The following is a 22,938-nucleotide window of genomic DNA, read 5'->3' as shown; positions in this document are numbered from 1 at the left end:
AAAACGACTTGGTTATGATGGTACAATAATATAATGTCGTTTTTGGCCATGACGGTTGGGGGGTCGATTTGTCTGGATCTGCGACAATAGTGCGCCCGGCGGCGATTAATATATTGTCGCGGCACGAGCTCGAAGCCTGCAAACGGTGCGATGCCAGGCATCAGGGCTTGTGCGATGCGCTGCACGACGACGACCTGCATTTTCTGTCGGATGCCGCCCACCGGAGCGCGATCGCGAAGGGCGAGGTCTTCGTGACCGAAGGCAATCCTGCGCGCAACTTTTTCAACATCAATCAGGGCGCCGCAAAACTCTACATGGACCTTGCGGACGGGCGGCGGCAGATTACCGGTTTCGTCGGCGTCGGCGATTTCGTCGGACTCGCGGCGGGCACCCGTTATGCCTTCAGCGCCGAGGCAATCGAACCGGTCCAGCTCTGCCGGTTCGACCGGATCGAACTGCGCGCGGTATCGGCCCGGTTTCCCGTGATCGAACGGCGTCTGCTCGAAATCGCCTCGCATGAGCTGGTCATCGCGCAGGAGCAGATGCTGCTGCTCGGCCGTAAAACCGCGATCGAACGGGTCGCCTCGTTCCTGGAGGGCTGGTACCGGCGGACGCTGTGCGCCGATCCGGGCGCGCCGCTCGATCTGCCGATGTTGCGCGGCGATCTCGCTGAATATCTCGGCCTTACCATCGAAACCGTCTCCCGCGTGCTGGCCTCGCTGCGCAGGCAGGGCGTTGTTGCGGTTGCGGCCGATCACCGGATTTCGATCCTCGACCATGCGCGGCTCGCAGCGATCGGCCAGACTTTCGCGTGATGACCCTCGCTTGATCTGGATCAAGGCGCAAGGTCAGGGATCCCGCTAATCCTCGGATCACATCCTGAGGAGGGTAAAATGGACATCAAGGATATCATGACTGTCGCGCCCACCACCGTGGGTCCGGAGACCACGATCGCCGATGCGGGGCGTGTCATGCTCGACCGGCATTTATCGGCCCTGCCGGTGATCGACCGCGACGGGCGGTTGCTCGGTATCGTGACCGATGGCGATCTGCTGCGCCGCCCGGAACTGGACACCGCGCCGGAAATCGGCTGGTGGCGCGGCTTTCTGACCCCTGAAACCTCGGCCCGCGCTTTCGTTCGCACCAGGGGGCGGCATGTCGGCGAGATCATGACCGAATCGGTCGTCACGGTTGCCGAGACGACCCGTCTGGTCGATGCGGTCGCCGTGATGGAGGAGCGCCGGATCAAACAACTGCCCGTGGTCAATGATGGCCTGCTGGTCGGCGTGCTTTCGCGGCGCGACATTCTCGCCGCCCTGCTCGATCGGCTGGTGGTTTCCAGCGGCGGCGCGATGACGGACGAGGCGATCGCGACCATGATCCGCACCGCCATCGCGCGGTCGAACTGGGCCACCAAAGGTAATGTGACTGTGAGGGTTGTGGCCGGGGTCGCGTCGCTCGGCGGCACCGTGTTCAGCGAGGCTGAACGCAATGCTCTGCGGGTGCTGGCGGAGAACACCGCCGGGGTCAAAAGCGTCCATGACGATCTCGCGCTGATCGACCCGATCGCCGGCGTCGCCTATGGGCTCGGCTGACCGCACGATCACGTCGTAACAATCGAGCCAGCGGGTTGATCGCGTTCGGGCATAACCTCCCGAAACTGTCTATATACCATCACGGGGACCAACCTGCCCGCCATACAGGTAATCCCCGCCATAAAGGTAATCAAGGAGCGCCGCCATGCAGGATGAAGTCATGACCAAACCCGAAATCCAGGGGTTTTTCGACGAACCGACCAATACGGTCAGCTACGTTGTGCGCGACCCGGCCTCGACCACCTGCGCGGTGATCGATTCCGTGCTCGATTTCGATGCCGCCTCGGGCCGGACCTCGACTGATTTCGCCGACCGCATCATCGCCTTCGTCAAGGCGAACGGCCTGACCGTCGAATGGGTTCTGGAAACCCATGTCCACGCCGATCATCTCTCCGCCGCCCCCTATATCCAGCAGGCGCTCGGCGGCAAAATCGGCATCGGGGCCAACATTACCATCGTCCAGAACATATTCGGCAAAATCTTCAATGCCGGCACCGAATTCGAGCGGGACGGCAGCCAGTTCGACCGCCTCTTCAGCGACGGCGATCGCTTCACCATCGGCAGCCTTCAGGGCCATGTCATGCACACGCCGGGCCACACCCCTGCCTGCATGACCTGGATGATCGGCGATGCCGCCTTCGTCGGCGATACTCTGTTCATGCCCGATTACGGCACCGCCCGCTGCGATTTTCCCGGCGGCGATGCCCGCACCCTCTATCGCTCGATCCAGAAAATCTTCGCGCTGCCGCCCGAAACCCGCCTGTTCATGTGCCACGACTACCGGCCCGTCGGCCGCGACGTCACCATGTGGGAATCCTCGGTCGCCGCCGAAAAATCCGGCAACGTCCACGTCCATGACGGCATCACCGAAGACGCTTTCGTCGCCATGCGCGAAGCCCGCGACGCGACACTCGGCATGCCGCGCCTGATCCTGCCCTCGATCCAGGTCAACATGCGCGCCGGCGACATGCCTCCCGCCGAAGACAACGGCACGACCTACCTGAAAATACCGATCAACATGTTGTAGGCGATCCGGATTCATCGGGAAGGCCATAACTGTCCATGGTGCGCGGCGCAGCTTGCCGCCGCCATCAACCGGACGATCCGGTTCGATCCACCGCCGCCCGGGTCCTATAGCGGCCCTGCGGGCACCGCGCGGTGCGGGTCGGACGGCAACAGGAACAAGACGTCGCGATGAGTGAATCCGAAGATTATGTCTATGACGAAACCACCGGCGAATGGCGGGCGGCCTCCGCCACCCCCACACCCGCCGAACCAGCCGGCACCGTGCGCGACAGCGTCGGCAACGTTCTGGCCGATGGCGACAGCGTCATCCTGATCAAGGACCTCAAGGTCAAAGGTACCAGCCAGACCCTGCGGCGTGGCTCGGTCATCAGATCGATCCGCCTGACCGACGACCCCGAAGAGATCGACTGCCGGCACGAAACCATCAAAGGCCTCGTCCTGCGCGCGGAGTTCGTGAAAAAACGCTGATCGCCCGACTGTCGCACCCCCGCACCTCACCCCCCGGCAAACCCGCAATGGCCAAAGCCAGAGCCAAAGCCAAAGCGAAAGCCAAAACGCCCACCCCCGAACCCGACCGCCCGGCGGAAGACGGATTTTTCCGCTGGGACGGCACCACCCTCGTGGTCAACATTCTCGGCAAACCCGCCGCCCGCGAAGACGCCATCGGCAAGGTCCGTGGCCGCCAGCTCATGGTCAGCGTCACCGCCGCTCCCAAACTCGGGCGTGCCACAGACCATATGGTCCGCTTCCTCGCCCGCGAATTCGGCGTCCCGCCCGCCGCCATCACCGTCGTGTTCGGACGGATGAGCGTCAACAAACAGCTCCGCATCGAAAACCCCACCCGACTGCCGGATGTATTCGGGACGTGAGGGACGGGAAGGGGTGCCGCAGGATCGGCGGCGGGATTGCGGCGTGACCGCATTGCAGCGATGCGGATTCAGCGCGCCTATGGAGAAAAAATGGTTTATGATGCTTTCTATGGTGTTATTGATGCATAAAACATGATTTCTGCGGGTCAACTCAAAGCCGCTCGCGCGCTTCTGGGTATCGATCAGAAGGAACTCGCCGAGCTTTCCGGCCTGTCCCTGCCGACGATTCAGCGGATGGAAGGGAGTGAAGGCGTGATCCGCGGCAATGTGGACTCGCTGATGAAACTGCTCGATGCGCTCGACCGTGCCGGTGTCATCGTGATCCGGCCGGGTGACATCTCCGACGCGGCGGGCGGCCGCGGGGTTCGCCTGAAGAGCGATCCGAAATGACGCCGATCATCCTCGTCTGTGCCATGGCCTTCCTGTTGCTGGGCGCCCTCGGTGCGGTTCTGGGTCGCCGCCCATCGGGGCATGTCGTGGTTTACGGCGGCTCGCTCGCGGTTGCCGGCGTGGCGCTGCTGGCGTCGCTGACCCAGCTTTGCTTTGGCATTGCGCCGGTACCCCGGGTCCTTCTCCCGATCGGCCTGCCGGGGCTCGGCATGCATTTCACGATGGATGACCTCGCGTCACTGTTTCTGATCATCACCAATCTCGGGGCGGCCGCCGCCAGCCTGTTCGCGCTCGGCTATGGCCGGCACGAGCATGAGCCCTGGCGCATCCTGCCGTTCTATCCGGTGTTTCTTGCGGCGATGAATCTGGTCGTCATCGCGGCTGACGCCTACGGGTTTCTGCTGTGCTGGGAGTTGATGTCGGTCGCGTCATGGGGGTTGGTCATGGCGCACCATACCGATGCGGCGATCAGACGGGCGGGGACGATCTATCTGTTGATGGCCAGCGCGGGCACGCTGGCGCTTCTTCTGTGCTTCGGCCTGCTCGCGGGCGCGCACGGGCATTACGCCTTCGCCGCGATGCGCAACGCGCATCGATCGTCCTGGATCGGGGCCCTCGTGATCATCCTCGCCCTGATCGGCGCCGGATCGAAGGCGGGGCTGGTGCCGATGCATGTGTGGCTGCCGCATGCCCATCCCGCCGCGCCGAGCCATGTTTCGGCGCTGATGAGCGGGGTGATGACCAAGGTGGCGATCTATGCGTTCATCCGCATCGTGTTCGATCTGGTCGGACCCGCCGCATGGTGGTGGGGGCTGGTCGTGCTGCTGGTCGGCGGGATGACGGCGGTGCTCGGCGTGCTGTATGCGTTGATGGAAGACGATATCAAGACGATCCTGGCCTATAGCACGATCGAGAATGTCGGGCTGATTTTCGTGGGGTTGGGGCTGGCGCTGGCATTCAAGGCCGATGGCATGATGATCGCCGCGGCGCTGGCGCTGACGGCGGCGCTGTTCCACGCGCTGAACCACATGCTGTTCAAATCGACGCTGTTTTTCGGGGCCGGTGCCATTCAACACGCCACCGGCACCCGCGATCTCGCGCAGCTGGGCGGCCTGATCCACCGGATGAAGATCAGCACGGTGCCGATGCTGATCGCGGCGATGGCGATAGCGGCACTCCCGCCGCTCAACGGCTTCGCCTCGGAATGGCTGCTGTTGCAGGCGATCCTGCTGAGCCCGGCCTTGCCGCAGTTCGGCCTGAAGCTGGCGGTGCCGGCGATCGGGGCGCTGGTGGCGCTCTCGACCGCGTTCGCGTCGGCCTGTTTCGTGCGGTTCTACGGGATCGCCTATCTGGGCCGGGCGCGGAGCCCGGAGGCCGCCACCGCCCATGAGACCGACAGGTTTTCGCGCGGCGCCATGATCGGACTCGCGGGGCTGTGCCTTGCCGCCGGTGTGCTGCCTGGCCTGGTGATCGATGTTCTGGCCCCGGTGACCCACGCGCTGCTGGGGGCGCGCCTGCCTGCCCAGGCCGGCCTCGCGTGGCTGGCGGTCGTTCCGGTTGCCTCCAGCCAGAGCTCCTACGACCCGCTGCTGATCGCCGTTTTCATCGCGATCAGCGGCGGGCTGACCGCCCTGACCCTCTATCGTTTCGGGTCTCGCGTCACGCGCCGTGCCCCGGCCTGGGCGTGTGGCTATCAGGAGCGCGATCCCGCCGCCCTGCGGGGGACGGGTCAATACAGCCCCTCGGGCTTCGCGCAGCCGATCCGGCGCGTGTTCGCAACGCTGATGTTTCGCGCCCATGACGATGTCGTCCTCCCACCGCCGGGCGACATCGGGCCGGCGCGCCTGACGCATCACTGGACCGATCCGGTCTGGGCCGCGCTCTATACGCCGCTCGTCAGCACGATTGGTCTGATCGCCGAGCGGATGAACCGGCTGCAGTTCCTCAGCATCCGCAAATATCTCGGATTCGTGTTTGTGGCTCTGGTGGTGCTGCTGATGTGGACCGCGTTATGGACCTGATCGTTCCGCTCCTGCTTCAGTTGTTTCAGATCGGACTGGTCATCCTGGTGGCGCCGCTGCTTGCCGGGTTCGTGCGTCTGCTGAAGGCGCGCCTGCAACGCCGGTCGGGACCACCGCTGCTGCAGATCTATCGCGATCTTGCCAAGCTGACCGGCAAGGATGCCATCGTTGCCGGCGATGCGTCATGGCTGATCGTTCTGGCACCGTATGCGATTTTCGTCCTCACATGGATCGCCGCCGCGCTGGTTCCGAGTTTTGCCACGGGTCTTCCGTTTTCCGGCGCTGGCGATCTCATCGCGGTCGTGGCGCTACTCGGCACCGCGCGGTTTTTCCAGATGCTGGCGGCACTCGATGTCGCTACGGCGTTCGGTGGTCTGGGAGCGAGCCGGGAAGCGATGTTCGCCTCGCTGGCCGAGCCGGCAATGCTGATGATCGTGTTCACGGTGGCGGTCGTTGCCGGGTCCAGCCAGTTATCGGCCATTGCCGATTTCATGCACTCGCAGGCCGCCGGGCTCCGGCTTTCGCTCGGTCTTGGCCTGGTGGCGCTGGTGATCGTGGCCCTCGCCGAAACCGGGCGTTTTCCTGTGGACAATCCCGCGACCCATCTGGAGCTGACCATGGTGCATGAGGCGATGGTGCTCGACTATTCCGGCCGGCATCTGGCCCTGATCGAGCTTGCCCATGCGCTGAAACTGACCCTGTACATGTCGTTGATCGCCTGCATCTTTGTCCCGTTCGGCATGGCCGGACCCGGCGCCGCCTTGCCGGCCCTCGCGATCGCGTTGGTCGGCTACGTCGGCAAGCTCGCCGCCGGTGCCGTGCTGCTCGCGGTTTTCGAGACCACGATCGCGAAGATGAGAATTTTCCGGGTCCCGAATTTCATTGGTGCCGCACTGATGCTCGGTCTGCTCGGCACGCTGCTCCTGTTCGTTTCGGCGACGCTGTGATGACCGGTCTGGGCAGCCTGATCTCTCCCGCCGCGACGCTGAGCATCGCGCATGTTCTGGCCGGGGCGCTGGTGCTGGCCAGTTTCATGATGCTCTATCAGGACCGGCTCTCCTCCGTGATCAACGTGCTGGCCCTGCACTCGACGGTGCTCGGGGTTGCGGTTGGCTGGCAGGCCTATATCCAGCATGCGCCGGAACTCTATATCACCGCGGGGCTCGCCCTCGGGTTCAAGGCGGTGGTCATTCCGATCGCGCTGCAGCGGATCGTGATCCGGCTGGGCATTCATCACCAGATCGAGGCGGTCGGCGGTATCAGCGTGACGATGCTCGCCGGGATCGGATTGGTTGCCTTGTCGCTGGTGGTGATGCTGCGTACCGCGGCCCATGCGGATGCGCTCGCGCGCGAGGATGTGGCGCTGGCGCTCGCGGTCATTCTGCTGGGGATGCTGATGATGGTGACGCGGCGCAACGCGGTCAGCCAGATCGTCGGCTTCATGTCGCTCGAAAACGGCCTGATCCTCGCCGCTGCGGGCGCCCAGGGGATGCCGCTGGTGGTCGAGATCAGCGTGGCATTTTCGATCCTGATTGCCTTCATCGTGATCGGCGTGTTCCTGTTTCGCATCCGGGAGCGGTTCGACACGGTGGATAGCGCGGCACTCGATGCGTTCCGGGGAGAAGCCCAGTGACCGGCATCGCCTACGACGCCGTGATCGCCACCATTGCGATCCCCACGCTCGCCGCGCTGATCCTTGCCGTGGTGCCGTCCTGGCGTCTGGCGGCGGGGATTAATGTCGGTGCGACCTTCCTGACCCTCGCGGCCTCGTCCGTCCTGCTCCGGTACCGGCCGGTCCCGACCGAGCTGTTTCTGATCGATGATCTGAACATCGTGTTTCTGTTGCTGAACGGCTTCGTGGGCTTCACCACGAGCGTGTTCAGTGCGAGCTATATCGCGCATGAACTGCAAACCGGGCATCTGACGCCGCGGTACCTGCGGTTCTATCATGCGATGTACCAGGTGATGATGGTGGGGATGAACCTCGCCCTGATCACCAACAATCTCGGCCTGATGTGGTTCGGCGTCGAACTCGCGACACTCTCGACGGTGATGATGGTGGGGATCTATCGCACGCCGGCTTCGATCGAGGCGTCGTGGAAATATCTCATTCTCGGCAGCGTCGGCATCGCCCTCGCGCTGTTCGGCACCATCCTGATCTATCTGGCGGCCAAGCCGGTGCTCGGTGTCGGCATGGGGGCGATGCAATGGACCAATCTGCTGCACCGCGCGGCGGAACTCGACCCGGCGATGCTGAATGTGGGGTTCATTTTCCTGCTGATCGGCTACGGTACCAAGGCCGGGCTGGTGCCGATGCATGCCTGGCTGCCGGACGCCCATGCCGAAGGGCCGACGCCGATTTCAGCGGTGCTGTCGGGTCTGCTGCTCAACGTCGCCCTTTACGCGATCCTGCGGTTCAAGATGTTGCTGGCGATGAGCCATGCGACGGTCCAGCCGGGGATACTGATGATCGGGGTCGGGCTGCTCTCGCTGTTTTTTGCCGCGATCATGCTGTATCGCCGCCGCGACATCAAACGCATGTTCGCCTATTCCTCGATCGAGCATATGGGCATCATCGCCTTCGCGTTCGGGATCGGCGGGCCGCTCGGCAATATTGCGGGTCTGCTCCAGATGATGATGCACTCGCTGACCAAATCGGCGATCTTTTTCTCGGTCGGGCATATCGCCCAGGCCAAGGGCACCCAGAAGATCGCGGCGATCACCGGCCTCACCAGGAGCCATCCGCTGCTCGGCTGGACCCTGGTGGCCGGGGTCGCCGCGATTGCCGGCCTGCCGCCCTTCGGTATTTTCACGTCCGAATTCCTGCTGATCACCTCCACCTTCGCCCGTGCCCCGCTCCTCGCCGTGCTGCTCGGTTTCGGGATCCTGCTGGCGTTCGGCGCGTTGCTGATGCGGATGACCTCGGTCTGCTTCGGCGAACCGAGCGAGGTCTCGTATCCGATCACCGCCTCCTCGATTTCGATTTTCCTTCATCTCGGTATCGTGCTGCTGGTCGGCCTCGCGATGCCGGCGTTTCTCTATGCCTGGTTCGCCCATGTCGCGACCTTGCTGGGATGAGGCGCCGATGATGATCGATCAGGCAACCTGGCAGGAAGCGGCAGCCGATCTGGCAAGCGGCGCATCGGTGTTCGTCGCTCTCTGGGCGGAACCGGCGGGCGATGGCTGCGTGGTGCATCTGGCGGGTCGCCCGCGCGGATCGGGGGACGTGGGGGTGCTCAGCCTCATGGCCCATGACCGGCATTTCCCCTCGATCGCGCTTCATCATCCGGGTGCGATCCTGATGGAACGCGCGCTGTGCGACCTGCACGGGCTGATCGCGGATGATACGCCCGACCCGCGCGCCTGGCTCGATCACACGGCCGCCTATGCGTTCAAACCGGCGATCGGCCCCGGTATCCATCAGATTCCGGTCGGCCCGGTCCACGCGGGGATCATCGAGCCGGGGCATTTCCGATTCTCGGTCAATGGCGAAACCATCGTCCGGCTCGAAGCCCGGCTGGGTTACGCCCACAAGGGTACGATCGGCTTGATGCGGGGTCAGACCATCGGGCATGCGGCGAAGCTCGCAGGGCGGATCTCCGGTGATTCCACGGTGGCCTATGCCTACGCCTTCGCCTGCGCGGTGGAGCGGGCGCTCGGGATCGTGGTGCCGCCACGCGCCGCCGCGCTACGCGGCATCATGGCCGAGCTTGAACGCCTCGCCAATCATTTCGGCGACATCGGCGCGATCTGCAACGATGGCGGTTTTCCATTGATGAACGCTCTGACCGCCGCCCTGCGCGAACGGGTGCTGCGCCTGTCCGCCGCATGTTTCGGCCATCGGCTGATGATGGACCGTATCATTCCCGGCGGGGTCGAGGCTGACCTCACGGAGGCCGCTGCGGCATTGATCCGCACCACGCTCGCCGATCTGCTCACGCAGTGGGGGCGCCTGTCCGAGCTTTACGAAAAGACGGCGTCGTTGCAGGACCGCATGGTGACCAGCGGTCGGCTCGATCCGGCAATCGCCCGCCGGCTCGGCTGCGGCGGCTATGTCGGTCGTGCGTCGGGTCAGGATTTCGATGCAAGGCGCGATGCTCCCTACCAGCCTTACGACACCTGCCGGTTCACCGTACCGGGCGTATCCGCCGGCGATGTCGATGCGCGGATCCAGATTCGCATGGCGGAGTTGGACCAGAGCATTTCGCTGATCCGCGACCTGCTGGCGACGCTGCCGACCGGCCCGTTGCGGGCCGCTCTGCCCGATACCCCCATCACCACCGGCCACGCGCTGGTCGAAGGGTTTCGCGGCGATATCTTTGCCCATGTCAGGCTGCGTGACGGCCTCGTCGAGGCTGCGATGCTGCGCGATCCGTCCTGGTTTTTCTGGCCGGCGCTGGAAACCGCGATCGAGGGCAATATCGTCGCCGACTTCCCGCTCTGCAACAAATCGTTCAACCCGAGTTATTCCGGCTGCGACCTGTAGGACCCCATGCGCAGAACCCTGATCGAGAGCCTGTTTCGTGGCAAGCTGACCGAACCGGCACCGCGGGTGGGCGAGGCCGAACCCATGGCGCTTCTGACCGAACTCGGAGAGACTGCGCGGGGCCGTCTCGGCCGTTCGCTGGCGATCCGCGAACTCGATGCCGGATCATGCAATGGCTGCGAGCTTGAAATCACCGCACTCGGCAACGCCTTCCACGATCTGGAACGGTTCGGGCTGAAATTCGTCGCCTCGCCCCGCCATGCGGACGTGCTGATGATCACCGGCCCGTTGACCCGTAACATGCTGGAGGCCATGCGATCGGCCTATGAGGCGATGGCGGCACCAAAATTCGTGATCGCCGTCGGCGATTGCGCCTGCACCGGCGGCGTGTTCGCCGGAAGCCCTGCCTGCATCGGCGCGGCGGCGCAAATCCTCGATGTCGATCTGCGGATTCCCGGCTGCCCGCCCGATCCGGTCACTCTGCTGAAAGGGCTGATTGGTTTCGCCAACGCCCTCGCTTCAGCTCCGACGCATCGATCGACGCAATCCTGACCGGGTGGTGCGGGCGGTCGGAATCGAACCGACACTCCTCTCGGAACCGGATTTTGAGTCCGGCGCGTCTACCAGTTCCACCACGCCCGCAGCGGAATTCGGGCCTTAGCATAACTCCGGTGGCGGCCCAAGAGGGGCTCACCGGGCGCTGACCCTGCGGGCTGGCGCCTCAGGTTTCCACTCCGGTGCAGCGCCGGCCCTGGATCATCGAGAGGAACTCGCGCCGGGTGGAGGGGTCGTCGCGGAAGGCGCCGAGCATGCGGCTCGTGACCATCGAAACCCCGGTCTTGTGAACGCCGCGGGTCGACATGCATTCGTGCCCGGCCTCGATCACCACGGCGACGCCGCGCGGCTGGAGCACCTCGTTGATCGTGTTGGCGATCTGGGCGGTGAGTTTTTCCTGGATCTGCAGCCGCTTCGCATAGGCATCGACCACGCGGGCGAGCTTGCTGATGCCGACCACCCGCAAATTGGGCAGATAGGCGACGTGGGCCACCCCGATGATCGGAACCATGTGATGCTCGCAATGCGATTCCAGCCTGATATCGCGCAGGATCACCATTTCGTCATAGCCTTCGATTTCCTCGAAGGTGCGGGTGAGGATCGCTTCGGGATCTTCGGCGTAACCCCGGAAGAAATCCTGATAGGCACGTGCGACCCGCGCCGGGGTATCGTGCAGCCCTTCGCGCGCCGGATCGTCCCCCGCCCACTGGATCAGCGTGCGGATGGCGGCTTCCGCCTCCGCCTGGGTCGGACGAGCCTCATGTTGCGCGCTGTTCAACTCATCGCGCGGGCTGTGAATATCCACCGGCATTCTCCCTTGTTCAGCGCGCGATGCGGACGCATCGTAACGCTCCGATCGGCATATGGTCGGAGACCGCAACCCCGCAACCCGCCGGGGCTTTGCCGGTGCCGGATGATGAATTCAGTGCAACCGGCTGTCGGCATGCGGCGAATCGAGGCTGAACGGCGGGGTCGGCACATCCTGAACCTCGCCGCTGTCCACCACGAGCATGTGATAGAAGCCGGACATGAAACCGCTCGGCGTTTCGAGCGGGGTGCCGGAAGTGTATTCGAACACATCGCCCGGATCGAGCACCGGCTGTTCGCCGACCACGCCGGGACCGTGGATCTGCTGGAGATGGCCGTTGCCGTCGGTGATCGTCCAGGTCCGGCGGAGAAGCTGCATCGTCCGGGTACCGGTGTTCTCGATCCGCACATGATAGGCCCAGACGAAATGGCGATCATCGGGGCGTGACTGGTCGGCGAGGTAGATCACCCGGATGGTGATCCGGATTCCGGCGGTTTCACGCGTGTAAAGCTCGTTCGCCGAAAGGCGCGCCATGGGTCAGTCCTAACCTGTCGGCGCGCGAAGGCACCGCGCCGCTGTGCCGATGGTTTAACCCCCGTGTCATGGCGAGACAAGGCGGCTAGAAAAGGCAAGCAGACAGGGCAGGGCGGGCGTGACCGCATCGGCGATCCGGGTTAGGGAGTTTCATGCTCACCGGATCGAAAACGCTGCGGCGTGCCGCCTGTTCCCTCGTGCTGCTGCTCTCCTCCTGCGCGGGCGGCCTGGCCCAGACGGCCTCGACCCCCGCAGCGCCGAACCCGCCAGCGCCGAACCTGGCGGCGTCGATGCCGCTCTATGCCGCTTTCATGGCGGGCAATTACGCGGCGGGAACCGGGCACGACCATGAGGCGGCACAGTTTTTCGATCGGGCCTACAGCCTCGACCCCACCAACCCGATGCTGCTGCATCAGGCCTTCGTCACCGCGCTGCTCGCCAACAGCCCGAATGCGCCCGCTCTGGCGCGGCGGATGGGCACCGATCCGCTGGCGCTGATGGTGCGCGGCAATGCGCTGCTCGCATCCGGCCATAATGCGAAGGCGGCGGCAGTGTTCAAAACCATGCCGCCCACCGGGGTGACCGGCTTGATCCGTCCGTTGCTGCTGGCCTGGACCGAGGCGGGCGAGGGTGAGTTCGATCGGGCGATCACCCGGTTGAAGCAGAGCGAGGCGACGGCGCCGTTCGGCCCGGTCTATGCGCTCAATGCCGCGATGATCGCGGAACTCGCGGGGCGTGAGGCCGAGGCGGCCCCGCTTTATCTGATCGCCGAACGCGCGTTTCCCGCGCCCAACCTCCGGCTGGCCCAGGCCCTCGCGAGTTTTCGCGCGCGGCAGGGCCAGCATCAGGCCGCCGATGCGATTCTGGTGCGGATGGTCGCAAGTCATCCCGATCTGCGCCTCGCGCTCGATGCCCTCGAAGCCGATGCCAGCCGGCCGATGGTCGAGTCCGCGAAGCAGGGTGCCGCCGAGGCATACCTGACCCTTGCCGGCTCGCTGGATCAGCCCCAGCAGATCCTGCTGCGCCAGTTGCTGCTCCGCTTCGCGCTCCGGCTGCGCCCCGATCTGTCGGCGGCGCGGTTGCTTGCCGCCAATCTCGACATGGCGCGCGGGCAATCCGCCAAAGCCGCCGCGACGCTGGGGCGGATACCGGCCAGCGATCCGCTCTACGGTCCCGCCGTGGTGCAGAGGGCGCAGATCCTGGCGGGCATGGGCAAGGGGGCCGCGATGGTTCCGGCGCTCGAAGCGCTTGCCGCCGCTCATCCGCACGTATCGACGCCCATCGTGCTTGCCGCCGATATCGAGCGCGATGCCGGGCATTATGCGTCTGCGCTGCGGCTTTACGATCAGGCGCTGGCAAGGCTCGGTCCCAATCCGCCCGGCTCGGCCTGGGCGATTTATTACGGGCGGGCGATCGCGGAGGATAAGAGCGGCCACTGGCCGGAGGCCGAAGCCGATCTGAAGCAGGCCCTCGCGATCGAGCCGGGCCAGCCTTTCGTGCTGAATTATCTCGGGTATTCCTATGCGGTGCGCGGCATCCACCTTGCCAGAGCGCAGAGCATGATCGAGCAGGCGTTGCAGATCGACCCGAACGAAGGCGCGATCATCGACAGTCTCGGTTATGTGCTGCTCAAGCGTGGCAAGCTCGCGGAGGCGATGCGCGAGCAGATCCGCGCGGTTCAGGCCGCACCCAACGATCCCGAGGTCAATGCCCATCTCGCCGATATCTACGCCGCCGCCGGGGACTATCTGGCCGCGCGCAACCAGTGGGCGCGGGCTTTGTCGCTCCACCCCGACCCCGCCGAGGCCGCGAAGATACGGGCGGCGCTGGAGCGGGACGATCACGGGTCGTGACCCTGCCGCGATGAAGCTCACCGAATTCGCGCCTGCCAAGGTCAATCTCCATCTGCTCGTCACCGGCAGGCGGCCCGATGGCTATCATTTGCTCGATAGTCTCGTGGTGTTTCCGCCGGTCGGCGACGATGTGAGCATGACGATTGCCGATCGGGCCTCTCTCACGATCGCCGGCCCGTTCGCGGGGTCGCTCACCGCCGATCCCGACAATCTGATCCTCCGGGCGGCGCGGCGGTTCGGCGATGCCCGGCAATGCACGGCGCCGTATGCGTTTCATTTGATCAAATCCCTGCCGGTCGCATCCGGGATCGGCGGGGGATCGGCGGATGCGGCGGCGGCGTTGCGGCTGCTGGCCCGCATTTGGGCCTGCGAGGTGCCGGACGGGCTCGCGCTCGGGCTCGGCGCGGATGTGCCGGCCTGCCTCGCCAGCACGCCCGCGCGCATGGGCGGCATTGGCGAGGTGCTCGAACCGGCACCCGATCTGCCGCCTTATGGCATGGTGCTGGTCAATCCCGGGGTGGCGGTCTCGACCCCGGCGATCTTCAAGGCGCGGCATGGGGCGTTCTCGCCGCCCGCCCTGCTGCCGCGCGGCTGGAACAGCGCGGCGGCGATGGCGCGCGATCTTGCGCGGTTCGGCAACGATCTCGAAGCCCCGGCGATCGGGTTGCAGCCGGTGATCGGCGATGCCCTCGCGGCGATCCGGGATCAGCCGGACTGTTTGCTCTCACGAATGAGCGGCTCGGGTGCGACGTGTTTTGGTTTGTTTCCAACCGTCGCTCACGCGAAACGGGCCGCAATCGGCCTGCGCCGCGAGGGGTGGTGGGTGTGGGGCGGGTGAGGTCGGCCGGGGGTGACGATCCGCACGATCATCGCCCCCGGCCGGTTTGCGCCGGCTTCAGCTCCGGGGGTGGGAGGGCTGGCGCAAGGCGGTGCCGATGTTCAGCATGAATTGAAGCGTTTTCTGGGTTTCCGGTTGCTTCATCATCGACCACAGTCCCGATAACCCGCCCGAAGGGGCGGGCTCCGTTTGGGATTTTTGCACGGCGGACTCGATGGCGGGACCGATATTGTCGAGCATCGACATCATCGATTCGTCATTGAGCAACGCCATCATCCGGTCCACCACCCGGTTACGGACCAGACGATCGGCGATGCAGAGCGCATCGCCCGCGAAGGCGGCCATGCGGCTGACCATCTCGTCGGACATCGCATCCTGCGCGCTGCCGACCAGGCGGGCGAGGCCGACGATGCGGTCGAGATCGCCATGCTCGACCAGCGCCGAGATGGCGGGAAGGGCGCGCGACAGCCCGCTGCGGTTGACCTTGTCGAGCAGGTCGAGCCCTTCGCCGGCAATTGCGGCGAAGCGCGCGACCGTTTCGTCACCGGTTGCGTCCTGCGCGCTGCCGATCAGCCGTGCGAGGCCGACGATGCGGTCGAGATCGCCATGTTCGACCAAAGCCGAGATGGCGGGAAGCGCCCGGGCGATGCCGCTGCGATTGACCTTGTCGAGCAGGTCGAGCCCTTCGCCGGCAATCGCGGCGAAGCGCCCTACCGTATCGTCGCTGGTCGCATCCTGCGCGCTGCCGACCAGACGGGCGAGGCCGACCAGCCGGTCGAGGTCGCCGTGCTCGACGAGCGTTGCGAGGGCGAACTCGGCGTGCTGGCGGCGCTCATCGGTCAGATGGGAGCCTGGGGGGTCGAGTATCTGATCCATGACGGCCCCCGCTCACAAAAGACCGCGCGCGGTCGCCCAGTACAGCTGGTTGTAGGCCATCTTGAAGGCGTGGACGGCGTGGTTCGGCGCACGCGGCTGCGGCGGGGTGGTGTAGTTGAACATCGCGTAGGTCGCGCGGTCCTTGCCGGCTTCGATGAAGCAGAACACCTTGCCGTCGTAGCTGCGAACCGGGCGGCCCATCTTGATGACGGCGGCGACATTCTCGGCGGCGACCTCGGCCTCGAAATGCGCGGTCGAACCGGCCTTGCTGATCGGCAGATTGGTGGTGTCGCCGATGACCAGCACGTTCTTGCCGTGCTCGCCTTCCATGTGGAGGTTGAAGCGATTGGTCGGGATCCAGCCGTTCTTGCCGAGGCCGTTCTTTTCGATGACCTCCTGGCCGCGATGCGGCGGGACGGAAACCGCGAGGTCGTATTTCAGCTCGGAGCCTTCCTCGCTGCGGACCACGCCGTTATTCGCGTCGACTTCCTTGATATTGAAAAGGGTTTCGTACTTGATTCCCATCCGGTCGAATTCCGGGGCGGCCCATTTCGCGACGTTTTCGAGCGAATGGACCCGGCCGATCGGGTAGGTGTAGTGGAACTCGGTTTTGTCGGCGAGGCCGCGATCCTTGAGGAAATCATGCATCGCGAAGGTGATTTCGAGCGGGATCATCGGGCATTTGTGCGGCAGGCCGACCGCGACGACGATGCGTCCGCCCTTGAAATCGCTCAGCTTGCCGAAGAAATCGACCGCAGCTTCAGCCGAGTAGCAGTTGATCGAGTGTTCGGCCATGCCGGGGATATCGCTCGGCATCGGGCGCGAGCCGGTCGCGATGATCATGAGATCGTATTCGTGGGTCTTGCCGCTGGCGGTGACCACGTTGTTGTCGGCGAGGTTGAATGTTTCGACCGGGTCGACATGAAAGGCGATGCCGGGTTCGAGCAGGCTCGCCTGTTCGCGCACCAGTTCATCCGGGGTCATCCGGCCCATGGCGACGTAGAGCCAGCCGGGCTGATAGACGTGCTTGTCGGTTGCGGACAGCATGGTGATCCGCGCCTTGCCGTGCTTCATTTCGGAACTGACGCGGCGGGCCAGGTGATTGGCGAAAATGGTGCCGCCCATGCCGCCACCGACGACGAGAATACGCATGATTACTTCCTCCGTTTTTGTGGTACCGTTATCTGTAGTGTCAGCGATCGGTCTCTTGTCTGTCTTTACGCGCGCCCGGCGGCGGTGGATGCACTACCCTCGTGCGCCGTGGTCAGGTGCGGCTATTTCGCCTTCTCGACCACGATGTGCCAGACGCCCTCGGCATCCTTCGAGGTCGGGCCCATCTTGTGGCCGACCTTGTGGACCCATTCGGGAACATCGGCGGCGGAGCCTTCATCGGTCGAGAGCAGTTCGAGCGATTGGCCGACCTCGAGGGTTTTCAGCGTCGCGATCAGTTCCATCAGGGGGCCGGGGCAGAAGCCGCCACGGGCATCGACGAGTTTGGGTTCACTCATGTTCAGGTCTCCAGATCAGAAAATCAGCAACTGGCCGGATTCGGCATCGCTGAGGAATTTGGTCAGGCCGAGCGCGCCGGCGACGAAGGGTTTGAGATCGTCCTTGCCGATCCCCATCACATCCATCGCCATCGAGCAGGCGAAGATCTCTGCGTCCCCGAGTTCGACCGCGTTGTCGAACAACTCCATGAACGGGGGCAGTTTCTTGGTGGCCATGAGGTCGCCGAATGGGCCGGTGGTGGGCGGCGTCTCGGCTGACTTGTTGGTGAAATGGGGAAAGGCGTTCATGCTGACGAAGATCGAGACCTTGCGGCCCGATACTGCCGCGACCGAGGCGGTCATGGCGCAGAACTGCAGATGTTCGATGTTGCCGCTCAGGCAGATCACGTAGAGCGGAGTGTTCATTCAGTCATCCTCCGGATTATCGTTTTTTGTTGGTCAGGCTGTAGCAATCAGAGAGGGGACGCACGCATTCGAGGCCCGGCATCGTAGGGCGAAACAGAGGTAAGCCGGATACTTAGCCAGAATCAGTTAAGCATATTCAGACATCGACTAAGCGGAGCCTAGCGCACCCGAAACCATCGGGAAAGCGAAAATATCATCTTTTGATCAGATATCATGAAAATAGATGAAATTGATCGTCTCGCCGATTTGATCACGACGTTGTTGACCGGTAAGATAATCGTGATCTCTACTTGTGCGTGTTCTTGCACCGCAACAGAGACCCCACCCGACGCTACCGGAGATATTGGCCCATGAGTGAGCTACGATGCGAAGTCTCGATCCCGACTGCGCGCGAAATGATCGCGATCGGTGCGGGTCTGCTGATCGACGTAAGGCAGGCTTTCGAACTCGAACTTGAGGGGCATATCCCCGGAGCGGTGCATGTGCCGCTGTTCACGTTCAAGAATTCGCTCGGGAAGCCCCTCGATCAGGACGAGCAGGAAATGCTGGATGCCGAGGAGCCGGACCGGAAGAACGCGGCGATGTTCGTGATGGACCTCAACAAGCTCTATTTCGCCAAGGAGCGCCCCTGTTTTCTGTGCTTGTGCAACAGCGGCCGGCGCAGCCTGTATGCCGCGAAGCTGCTGAGCGATCTTGGTTATACCCATTCGTATTCGGTGCGGGGTGGCTGGCGCGACTGGCGCAGCCCGGATCATGCGGCACCGGAATTCCTGCCGGCGGGTATCCTCGACGCCCGCGACGGCGTTGCCGCCGCGTAACCGGACCGGGCGGCCGGCTCAGGCGGCCTGAGCGAAATACTGTTCGAAGGCGATCCAGCCGTGGCGCATCACGGTGTCGTCCTGCGTGGCTGTGCTGTGCCAGAGTGGCTGGAAGCGCGACCGGCACTGAACGCCGCGTTGGAGCGTCGGCCCGAACAACTCCTGCATGTCGTCTTCCATCTCGACGAAGGCCTTGGGCTCGCCCGCACACCAGCGTGCGGCGGCGTGGCCGGCGGCTTCACCGCTGATCACCGCGGCGGAAATCCCGGCACCGGTGATCGGGTGGGTCAGGCCCGCGGCGTCGCCGACCAGAACCGTGTTGCCATGCACCATTCCCCGGGCACCGCCCACCGGAATCGCGCCCCCGGTGCGGTGGAGAATATCGGTGCCGACCAGACCGCTCGCCGCGAGATCGCGGTGGAGTTGGTCGAGCGGGGTCTTGAGATCGGGTCCTAGCCCGCGATCGGCCCCGACGCCAAGATTGGCCACCGTGGCTTTGGGAAACAGCCAGCCGTAACCGCCGGGGAAACGATCCGAGAGATAGATGTCGGTCGCGGTATGGGGACGGCGCAGGGGGACGGTGTATTGCCGCGTCTGCACGATCGGCTGGGGTTTCAGGCCGAGGGCAGCGGCGACGCTGCTGTGCGGGCCATCGGCGCCGATCAGGCAGCGTGCTGAAACCGGCACGGTGCGTTCGCCCTGTTGCAGGGTGGCGACCTTGCCGTTCCAGCCGAGAAATCGGCAATCGGTCCAGATCGTCGCACCGGCAGCGCCCGCTTCGGCCGCCAAAGCGCGGTCGAAGGCACCGCGATCGATGATCAGGCCGGGGAAATCACTGATATCCTGCGCACCCGAGGGCAGAAAACTCGTCATGGTGGCGATGGTCTGAACCAGCGTGCCGGTGCGTTTGACGTGACGCGCCATCGGCAGGGGCACGAATTCCGCGCACTGAACCGGATCGCCGATTTTGGACCGGCGATCGATCAGCAGGACGGAAAGCCCGGCCTCGGCTGCGGTGCGCGCCGCCGAGGCTCCCGCCGGCCCGCAACCGATCACCAGCAGATCGACCTGATGACCGGTCGCCATGTCCGGATCAGATGTAGAGATTGATCCCGGCCTTCTGGGCGACCTCGATATAGGAGGCGGCACCGCCGAGGCTGGGGCCGGGGATCAGATCTTCACGCTTGTACTCGAAGAGGTCGAGCGTCATCTGGCAGGCGATCATGTTGACATCGGCCTCGATGGCCATTTCGCGCAATTCCTCGATCGAGGCGACGCCTTTTTTCTTGATCAGGTTTTTCATCATGGAGGTCGCCATGGCATCGACCCCCGGCAGCATCGAGACGATGTTCGGCATTTTCACGTGCATGCCGCCCATCGGCATTTCCATGCCGGGGTTGCCGAGGGTGCTGACGCCGAGATCGAGCTTTTTCTTCAGCAGGTTGAGGCCGTAGAACGTGAAGAACATCGTGACGTCGAGCCCCATCGCGGCTGCGGTGGTCGCGAGAATGAAGGGAGGATAGGCCCAGTCGAGGGTTCCCTTGGTGACGATGATCGACATAGCCTTGGCGTTCGCGGTGGGTTCGGACATCGAACTGGTTCCTTCATTCTGTTGGTGTTATGCGCGGCGGGAGGGGCAACGCTCGTCCGCCGCGAACGGGGCGTGCCTGTTTGGGTTCATTACAGTGACCCGTCCGCCCCGGCCTTCAGGATGCTCAGGAGCGATGTGTTGACATCCTGCGCAGCCTTCAAAAGGGGTGAGTTTTTCGGGATCTGGGCGATCAACGGGTCCAGATTGAGCATTACCACGCCGAATTCGTTCGGTTTGGCTTCGAGCAGCGTGATGCGGCAGGGCAGGTAGGCCCCGAAGGCGTAGTTGGCCTGGACCATCTTCACGGCGGTCAAAGGATTGCAGAACATGAAGACCTCGATCAGAGGCTGCTTCTTGCCGAGCATCATCTCGACCTGTTTCGACAAGGGCAGATGACCGACCTGCTTCATATTGACGGTATCGGCCTGGGTGGTCATCGAATCGACGCAAAGGCTGGGCGTGACCCCAGCCTTCAACGGCATCCAGACGACATTTTGAGCGAATGAACTGCTATCGGCGGCCTGGGCGACATTCATCACCCCTGCCGCCATGAAGCCGATCGGTGCGGTCATTGCCGCGTTTATTAGCGAGCGTCTTTCCATAAGACCCTCCTCCCCCACCTGTTTGATGTTGCCGCTAGGCCGTATGTTTGATCTGGAAGATATAAACCTTTCCTTCGACCCGATGACCCAGCAATTCGTTCCCCGTGGTACGGCAGAATGCTTCGAAATCCTTCACCGCGCCCGGATCGGTCGCGTGGATTTCGAGCACTTCGCCGGAGGGGACGTCCTTGAGGGCCTTTTTAGTCCGCAGGATCGGCAAAGGGCAGTTCAGATCCTTGGCGTCGAGCATGTGCATTGCGTGAGTTCCTCCGTTTTATGTTGACGATCAGGCGGCTCAGGGTGCGCAGCCGGCAAAGCCGTCCGCGACCATTTTGGCTTCGTATGGGGCGGCAACCTGCGCACCCGGCGTGAGTTTCGGTTTGACTTCATCCCAACCCGGGGATTTGACGCGGACCAGCCAGCCCTTTTCGTAGGGGTCGGCGTTGGCGAGTTTGGGATCGGAGACCACGGCATCGTTCACGGCCACGACTTCGGCATCGAAGGCGATTTTCGCCGGCCCGACCCATTTGCCGGATTCGATGGTGGCGCAGGATTTGCCGGCTTGGACCGAACGCCCCACCTTGCGGGGGGTGAACGCGACGAGCTGGCCCGCGAGGGCGGCGGCCACCGCGGTCATGCCCAGAGTGATCGTGCCATCGGCTTCGGCTCGGTACCACATGTTGTTGTCGACATCGTAGATTAGATCGTCAGGAAGGTTGCAGCCGCGGACATTTGCCATGTTCGATTTCCCTCAGGGCGTTGTCATTGTCGTGTCGAAATCATGGCCTTGGGTCCGATCGGCGTCTTCGCTGCGAATACCTTTCGCGGAGCAGCAGAATTCGCCAAGGCCGGCAACTTCGAGTTTGCCATTTATGAACAAAGCAAGATGTCTGGCAACCATGATTGCGAGCCGGACGTGCCGGGCGGCTTCGGCATCGTCGGTTGCGGCCTTCACCATGTTGGTCTGATAGATCAGTTCGCGGCAGGTTTCGCGGCAGGCGTTGAAGCTGGCATCGCCCTGCGCGGCCTGACGATGCAGGCCGAGCAGGCGAAATCCCTCGACCTCGGCATCGCCCGGAGTCTTGCCCTTCGACATCAGCCAGACCGAAACACGGTCTTCGGCAAAGGCCACCAGATCGTGAATGATCGCGAACCGGGCCTGCGCGAGAACCGCCGGATCGAGCGCCAGCAGGTCGTCACAGGCCTCGCCGCGCGGGTCGATCACCGGCAAGGCGAGATCGGTGGTCATCCGAGACCTCGCGCCTTGAGCAGATCGCCCGAGTCGGAGAAGTTTTCATGGACCCCGACATTGCGCTTGGACAGGCCCATGGCCATGCCGAGCAACTGGGTGAAATAGAGGATTTTCACCGAGGTTTTTTTGCCGAAATTGGTCTCGGCGCGCTTCTGGTGCATTTCGAGCCCGGTATGGCAGGTCGGGCATTCGGTGGCGATCACATCGGCGCCGCAGGCTTCCGCGGCCATCAGGATATTCAGAACCAGCTTGGTCGAGGTGTCGGAGTCGGAGAGGGTGTGCGCCCCGCCACAGCAGGCGGTCTTGAGCGGGAAATCGACATTGGTGGCACCGGCGGCGGCGAGCAGATCGTCCATGAAATGCGGCTTCGAGGTCGATTCAGAACCCGGTCCCTGATCTTTTTCAGGAAAGATGTGACGGGGGCGGGTATACATGCAGCCGTAGTAATTGGCGACCTTGAGGCCCTTCAGCGGCTTTTTCACCAGCTTGGCGAGACCTTCCTCGCCGACCGACTCCTTGATCCAGTCCAGGGCGTGGATCGTGGTGACCTTGCCGGCTTCATAGGTCTTGTGACCCGCCTTGGTCGAAATCCGGCTCACCACGTCCTTCGAGCCCTGATCGTGCTCAAGATCGTATTCGGCTTTTTTCAGATTGTGGTAGCAGCCGTTGCAGGGCGCCATAACGGTGTCGAAGCCCATGTCTTCGGCGATGGCGAGATTGCGGGCGGAAAGATAGGTCTGCAGTTTGGGGTCGACGTTCTTGACCTCCATGGCGCCGCAGCAATTCCAGTTCTCCAGCTCGACGAGGTCGAGCCCCAGCGCCTTGCCGACCGCCTTGGTGGAGCGGTTGTAGGCGTGGCCGGTGCCTTCGAGGGCGCAACCGGGATAATAGGCGACTTTTTTGTGTTTCAT

Annotated in this window: 28 protein-coding genes and 1 tRNA gene; 15 read left to right on the top strand and 14 right to left on the bottom strand. The window is 63.8% G+C overall.

Translation table 11 applies throughout. From position 1 onward, the window contains the following. The first annotated feature begins 113 nt into the window (after positions 1-113). The 12 genes from SIL87_RS17820 (at position 114) to SIL87_RS17765 (ending at position 10,939) form a co-directional block, all read left to right on the top strand. The gene (locus SIL87_RS17820) at positions 114-815 is read left to right on the top strand and encodes a Crp/Fnr family transcriptional regulator (RefSeq protein ID WP_319615490.1); all 702 of its coding nucleotides are present in this window, start codon (positions 114-116) and stop codon (positions 813-815) included. Between the two features lie 78 nt (positions 816-893). Continuing rightward, complete coding sequence (locus tag SIL87_RS17815; RefSeq protein ID WP_319615489.1) at positions 894-1,595, top strand: CBS domain-containing protein; 702 nt, start codon at positions 894-896, stop codon at positions 1,593-1,595. 160 nt (positions 1,596-1,755) lie between these two features. Beyond that, entirely contained in the window at positions 1,756-2,622 is an 867-nt protein-coding gene (locus tag SIL87_RS17810) for an MBL fold metallo-hydrolase (protein ID WP_319615488.1), read from the top strand. Positions 2,623-2,789: 167 nt separating this feature from the next. Next, positions 2,790-3,089, top strand: coding sequence for an alkylphosphonate utilization protein (locus SIL87_RS17805; protein ID WP_319615487.1), 300 nt, complete (start codon positions 2,790-2,792; stop codon positions 3,087-3,089). Positions 3,090-3,136: 47 nt separating this feature from the next. Then, the gene (locus tag SIL87_RS17800; protein WP_319615486.1) at positions 3,137-3,490 is read left to right on the top strand and encodes a DUF167 domain-containing protein; all 354 of its coding nucleotides are present in this window, start codon (positions 3,137-3,139) and stop codon (positions 3,488-3,490) included. 132 nt (positions 3,491-3,622) lie between these two features. After that, positions 3,623-3,880 (top strand): helix-turn-helix domain-containing protein, encoded by a 258-nt coding sequence (locus SIL87_RS17795; protein ID WP_319615485.1) that lies wholly within the window; start codon positions 3,623-3,625, stop codon positions 3,878-3,880. Continuing rightward, the gene (gene hyfB / locus SIL87_RS17790) at positions 3,877-5,901 is read left to right on the top strand and encodes a hydrogenase 4 subunit B (RefSeq protein ID WP_319615484.1); all 2,025 of its coding nucleotides are present in this window, start codon (positions 3,877-3,879) and stop codon (positions 5,899-5,901) included. The genes SIL87_RS17795 and hyfB overlap by 4 nt, the downstream gene beginning before the upstream one ends. After that, the gene (locus tag SIL87_RS17785) at positions 5,892-6,848 is read left to right on the top strand and encodes a respiratory chain complex I subunit 1 family protein (protein ID WP_319615482.1); all 957 of its coding nucleotides are present in this window, start codon (positions 5,892-5,894) and stop codon (positions 6,846-6,848) included. The genes hyfB and SIL87_RS17785 overlap by 10 nt, the downstream gene beginning before the upstream one ends. Beyond that, the gene (locus SIL87_RS17780) at positions 6,848-7,534 is read left to right on the top strand and encodes a hydrogenase-4 component E (protein ID WP_319615480.1); all 687 of its coding nucleotides are present in this window, start codon (positions 6,848-6,850) and stop codon (positions 7,532-7,534) included. Before SIL87_RS17785 ends, SIL87_RS17780 begins: the two co-directional genes overlap by 1 nt. Continuing rightward, positions 7,531-8,979 (top strand): hydrogenase 4 subunit F, encoded by a 1,449-nt coding sequence (locus tag SIL87_RS17775; protein ID WP_319615479.1) that lies wholly within the window; start codon positions 7,531-7,533, stop codon positions 8,977-8,979. The genes SIL87_RS17780 and SIL87_RS17775 overlap by 4 nt, the downstream gene beginning before the upstream one ends. Positions 8,980-8,986: 7 nt before the next feature. Then, positions 8,987-10,387 (top strand): hydrogenase large subunit, encoded by a 1,401-nt coding sequence (locus tag SIL87_RS17770; protein ID WP_319615478.1) that lies wholly within the window; start codon positions 8,987-8,989, stop codon positions 10,385-10,387. Positions 10,388-10,393: 6 nt separating this feature from the next. Beyond that, positions 10,394-10,939 (top strand): NADH-quinone oxidoreductase subunit B family protein, encoded by a 546-nt coding sequence (locus SIL87_RS17765; protein ID WP_319615477.1) that lies wholly within the window; start codon positions 10,394-10,396, stop codon positions 10,937-10,939. A gap of 5 nt (positions 10,940-10,944) precedes the next feature. On the opposite strand, the gene SIL87_RS17760 is transcribed toward SIL87_RS17765, so the two are convergent. The 3 genes from SIL87_RS17760 to apaG form a co-directional block, all read right to left on the bottom strand. Beyond that, a tRNA-Leu gene (locus tag SIL87_RS17760) sits at positions 10,945-11,029 on the bottom strand. Positions 11,030-11,108: 79 nt separating this feature from the next. Next, positions 11,109-11,753, bottom strand: coding sequence for a GTP cyclohydrolase I FolE (gene folE, locus SIL87_RS17755; RefSeq protein WP_319615476.1), 645 nt, complete (start codon positions 11,751-11,753; stop codon positions 11,109-11,111). A 111-nt stretch (positions 11,754-11,864) separates the two neighbouring features. Next, entirely contained in the window at positions 11,865-12,284 is a 420-nt protein-coding gene (gene apaG / locus SIL87_RS17750) for a Co2+/Mg2+ efflux protein ApaG (RefSeq protein WP_319615475.1), read from the bottom strand. 152 nt (positions 12,285-12,436) lie between these two features. On the opposite strand from apaG, the gene SIL87_RS17745 reads away from it, so the two are divergent. After that, the gene (locus SIL87_RS17745) at positions 12,437-14,137 is read left to right on the top strand and encodes a tetratricopeptide repeat protein (RefSeq protein WP_319615474.1); all 1,701 of its coding nucleotides are present in this window, start codon (positions 12,437-12,439) and stop codon (positions 14,135-14,137) included. Between the two features lie 10 nt (positions 14,138-14,147). Then, a complete protein-coding gene (locus SIL87_RS17740) occupies positions 14,148-14,975 on the top strand; it encodes a 4-(cytidine 5'-diphospho)-2-C-methyl-D-erythritol kinase (RefSeq protein WP_319615473.1) in 828 nt (275 codons plus the stop codon). A 57-nt stretch (positions 14,976-15,032) separates the two neighbouring features. Here SIL87_RS17740 and SIL87_RS17735 read toward each other — a convergent pair whose 3' ends face one another. The 4 genes from SIL87_RS17735 to SIL87_RS17720 form a co-directional block, all read right to left on the bottom strand. After that, the gene (locus SIL87_RS17735; RefSeq protein ID WP_319615472.1) at positions 15,033-15,851 is read right to left on the bottom strand and encodes a hypothetical protein; all 819 of its coding nucleotides are present in this window, start codon (positions 15,849-15,851) and stop codon (positions 15,033-15,035) included. 12 nt (positions 15,852-15,863) lie between these two features. Beyond that, on the bottom strand, positions 15,864-17,003 hold the full coding sequence (locus tag SIL87_RS17730; RefSeq protein WP_319615471.1) for an NAD(P)/FAD-dependent oxidoreductase: 1,140 nt from the start codon (positions 17,001-17,003) through the stop codon (positions 15,864-15,866). 122 nt (positions 17,004-17,125) lie between these two features. Then, positions 17,126-17,359: a sulfurtransferase TusA family protein gene (locus tag SIL87_RS17725; RefSeq protein ID WP_319615470.1), complete on the bottom strand. Its 234-nt coding sequence runs from the start codon at positions 17,357-17,359 to the stop codon at positions 17,126-17,128. A 15-nt stretch (positions 17,360-17,374) separates the two neighbouring features. Beyond that, a complete protein-coding gene (locus SIL87_RS17720) occupies positions 17,375-17,764 on the bottom strand; it encodes a DsrE/DsrF/DrsH-like family protein (protein ID WP_319615469.1) in 390 nt (129 codons plus the stop codon). Positions 17,765-18,114: 350 nt separating this feature from the next. Here SIL87_RS17720 and SIL87_RS17715 point away from each other — a divergent pair, with 350 nt between their 5' ends. Then, a complete protein-coding gene (locus tag SIL87_RS17715; RefSeq protein WP_319615468.1) occupies positions 18,115-18,582 on the top strand; it encodes a rhodanese-like domain-containing protein in 468 nt (155 codons plus the stop codon). A gap of 18 nt (positions 18,583-18,600) precedes the next feature. Here SIL87_RS17715 and SIL87_RS17710 read toward each other — a convergent pair whose 3' ends face one another. The 7 genes from SIL87_RS17710 to SIL87_RS17680 all read right to left on the bottom strand — a co-directional run bounded on the left by SIL87_RS17710 (position 18,601) and on the right by SIL87_RS17680 (position 22,938). Beyond that, positions 18,601-19,668 carry an NAD(P)/FAD-dependent oxidoreductase gene (locus SIL87_RS17710; protein WP_319615467.1) on the bottom strand — a complete coding sequence of 356 codons (1,068 nt, stop codon included), beginning with the start codon at positions 19,666-19,668 and terminating at the stop codon, positions 18,601-18,603. A gap of 7 nt (positions 19,669-19,675) precedes the next feature. Further along, positions 19,676-20,173, bottom strand: coding sequence for a sulfur carrier protein DsrE2 (gene dsrE2, locus SIL87_RS17705; RefSeq protein ID WP_319615466.1), 498 nt, complete (start codon positions 20,171-20,173; stop codon positions 19,676-19,678). A gap of 89 nt (positions 20,174-20,262) precedes the next feature. After that, on the bottom strand, positions 20,263-20,745 hold the full coding sequence (locus tag SIL87_RS17700) for a DUF302 domain-containing protein (RefSeq protein ID WP_319615465.1): 483 nt from the start codon (positions 20,743-20,745) through the stop codon (positions 20,263-20,265). A 64-nt stretch (positions 20,746-20,809) separates the two neighbouring features. Further along, on the bottom strand, positions 20,810-21,031 hold the full coding sequence (locus SIL87_RS17695; RefSeq protein WP_319615464.1) for a sulfurtransferase TusA family protein: 222 nt from the start codon (positions 21,029-21,031) through the stop codon (positions 20,810-20,812). A gap of 39 nt (positions 21,032-21,070) precedes the next feature. Next, positions 21,071-21,514, bottom strand: coding sequence for a glycine cleavage system protein H (locus tag SIL87_RS17690; protein ID WP_319615463.1), 444 nt, complete (start codon positions 21,512-21,514; stop codon positions 21,071-21,073). Positions 21,515-21,526: 12 nt separating this feature from the next. Beyond that, positions 21,527-22,024: a hypothetical protein gene (locus SIL87_RS17685; RefSeq protein WP_319615462.1), complete on the bottom strand. Its 498-nt coding sequence runs from the start codon at positions 22,022-22,024 to the stop codon at positions 21,527-21,529. Then, a complete protein-coding gene (locus SIL87_RS17680) occupies positions 22,021-22,938 on the bottom strand; it encodes a CoB--CoM heterodisulfide reductase iron-sulfur subunit B family protein (protein ID WP_319615461.1) in 918 nt (305 codons plus the stop codon). Before SIL87_RS17680 ends, SIL87_RS17685 begins: the two co-directional genes overlap by 4 nt.

It is taken from the genome of Acidiphilium acidophilum (assembly GCF_033842475.1).
Classification (GTDB): domain Bacteria; phylum Pseudomonadota; class Alphaproteobacteria; order Acetobacterales; family Acetobacteraceae; genus Acidiphilium; species Acidiphilium acidophilum.
This window is presented reverse-complemented; position numbering and strand designations above follow the sequence as displayed.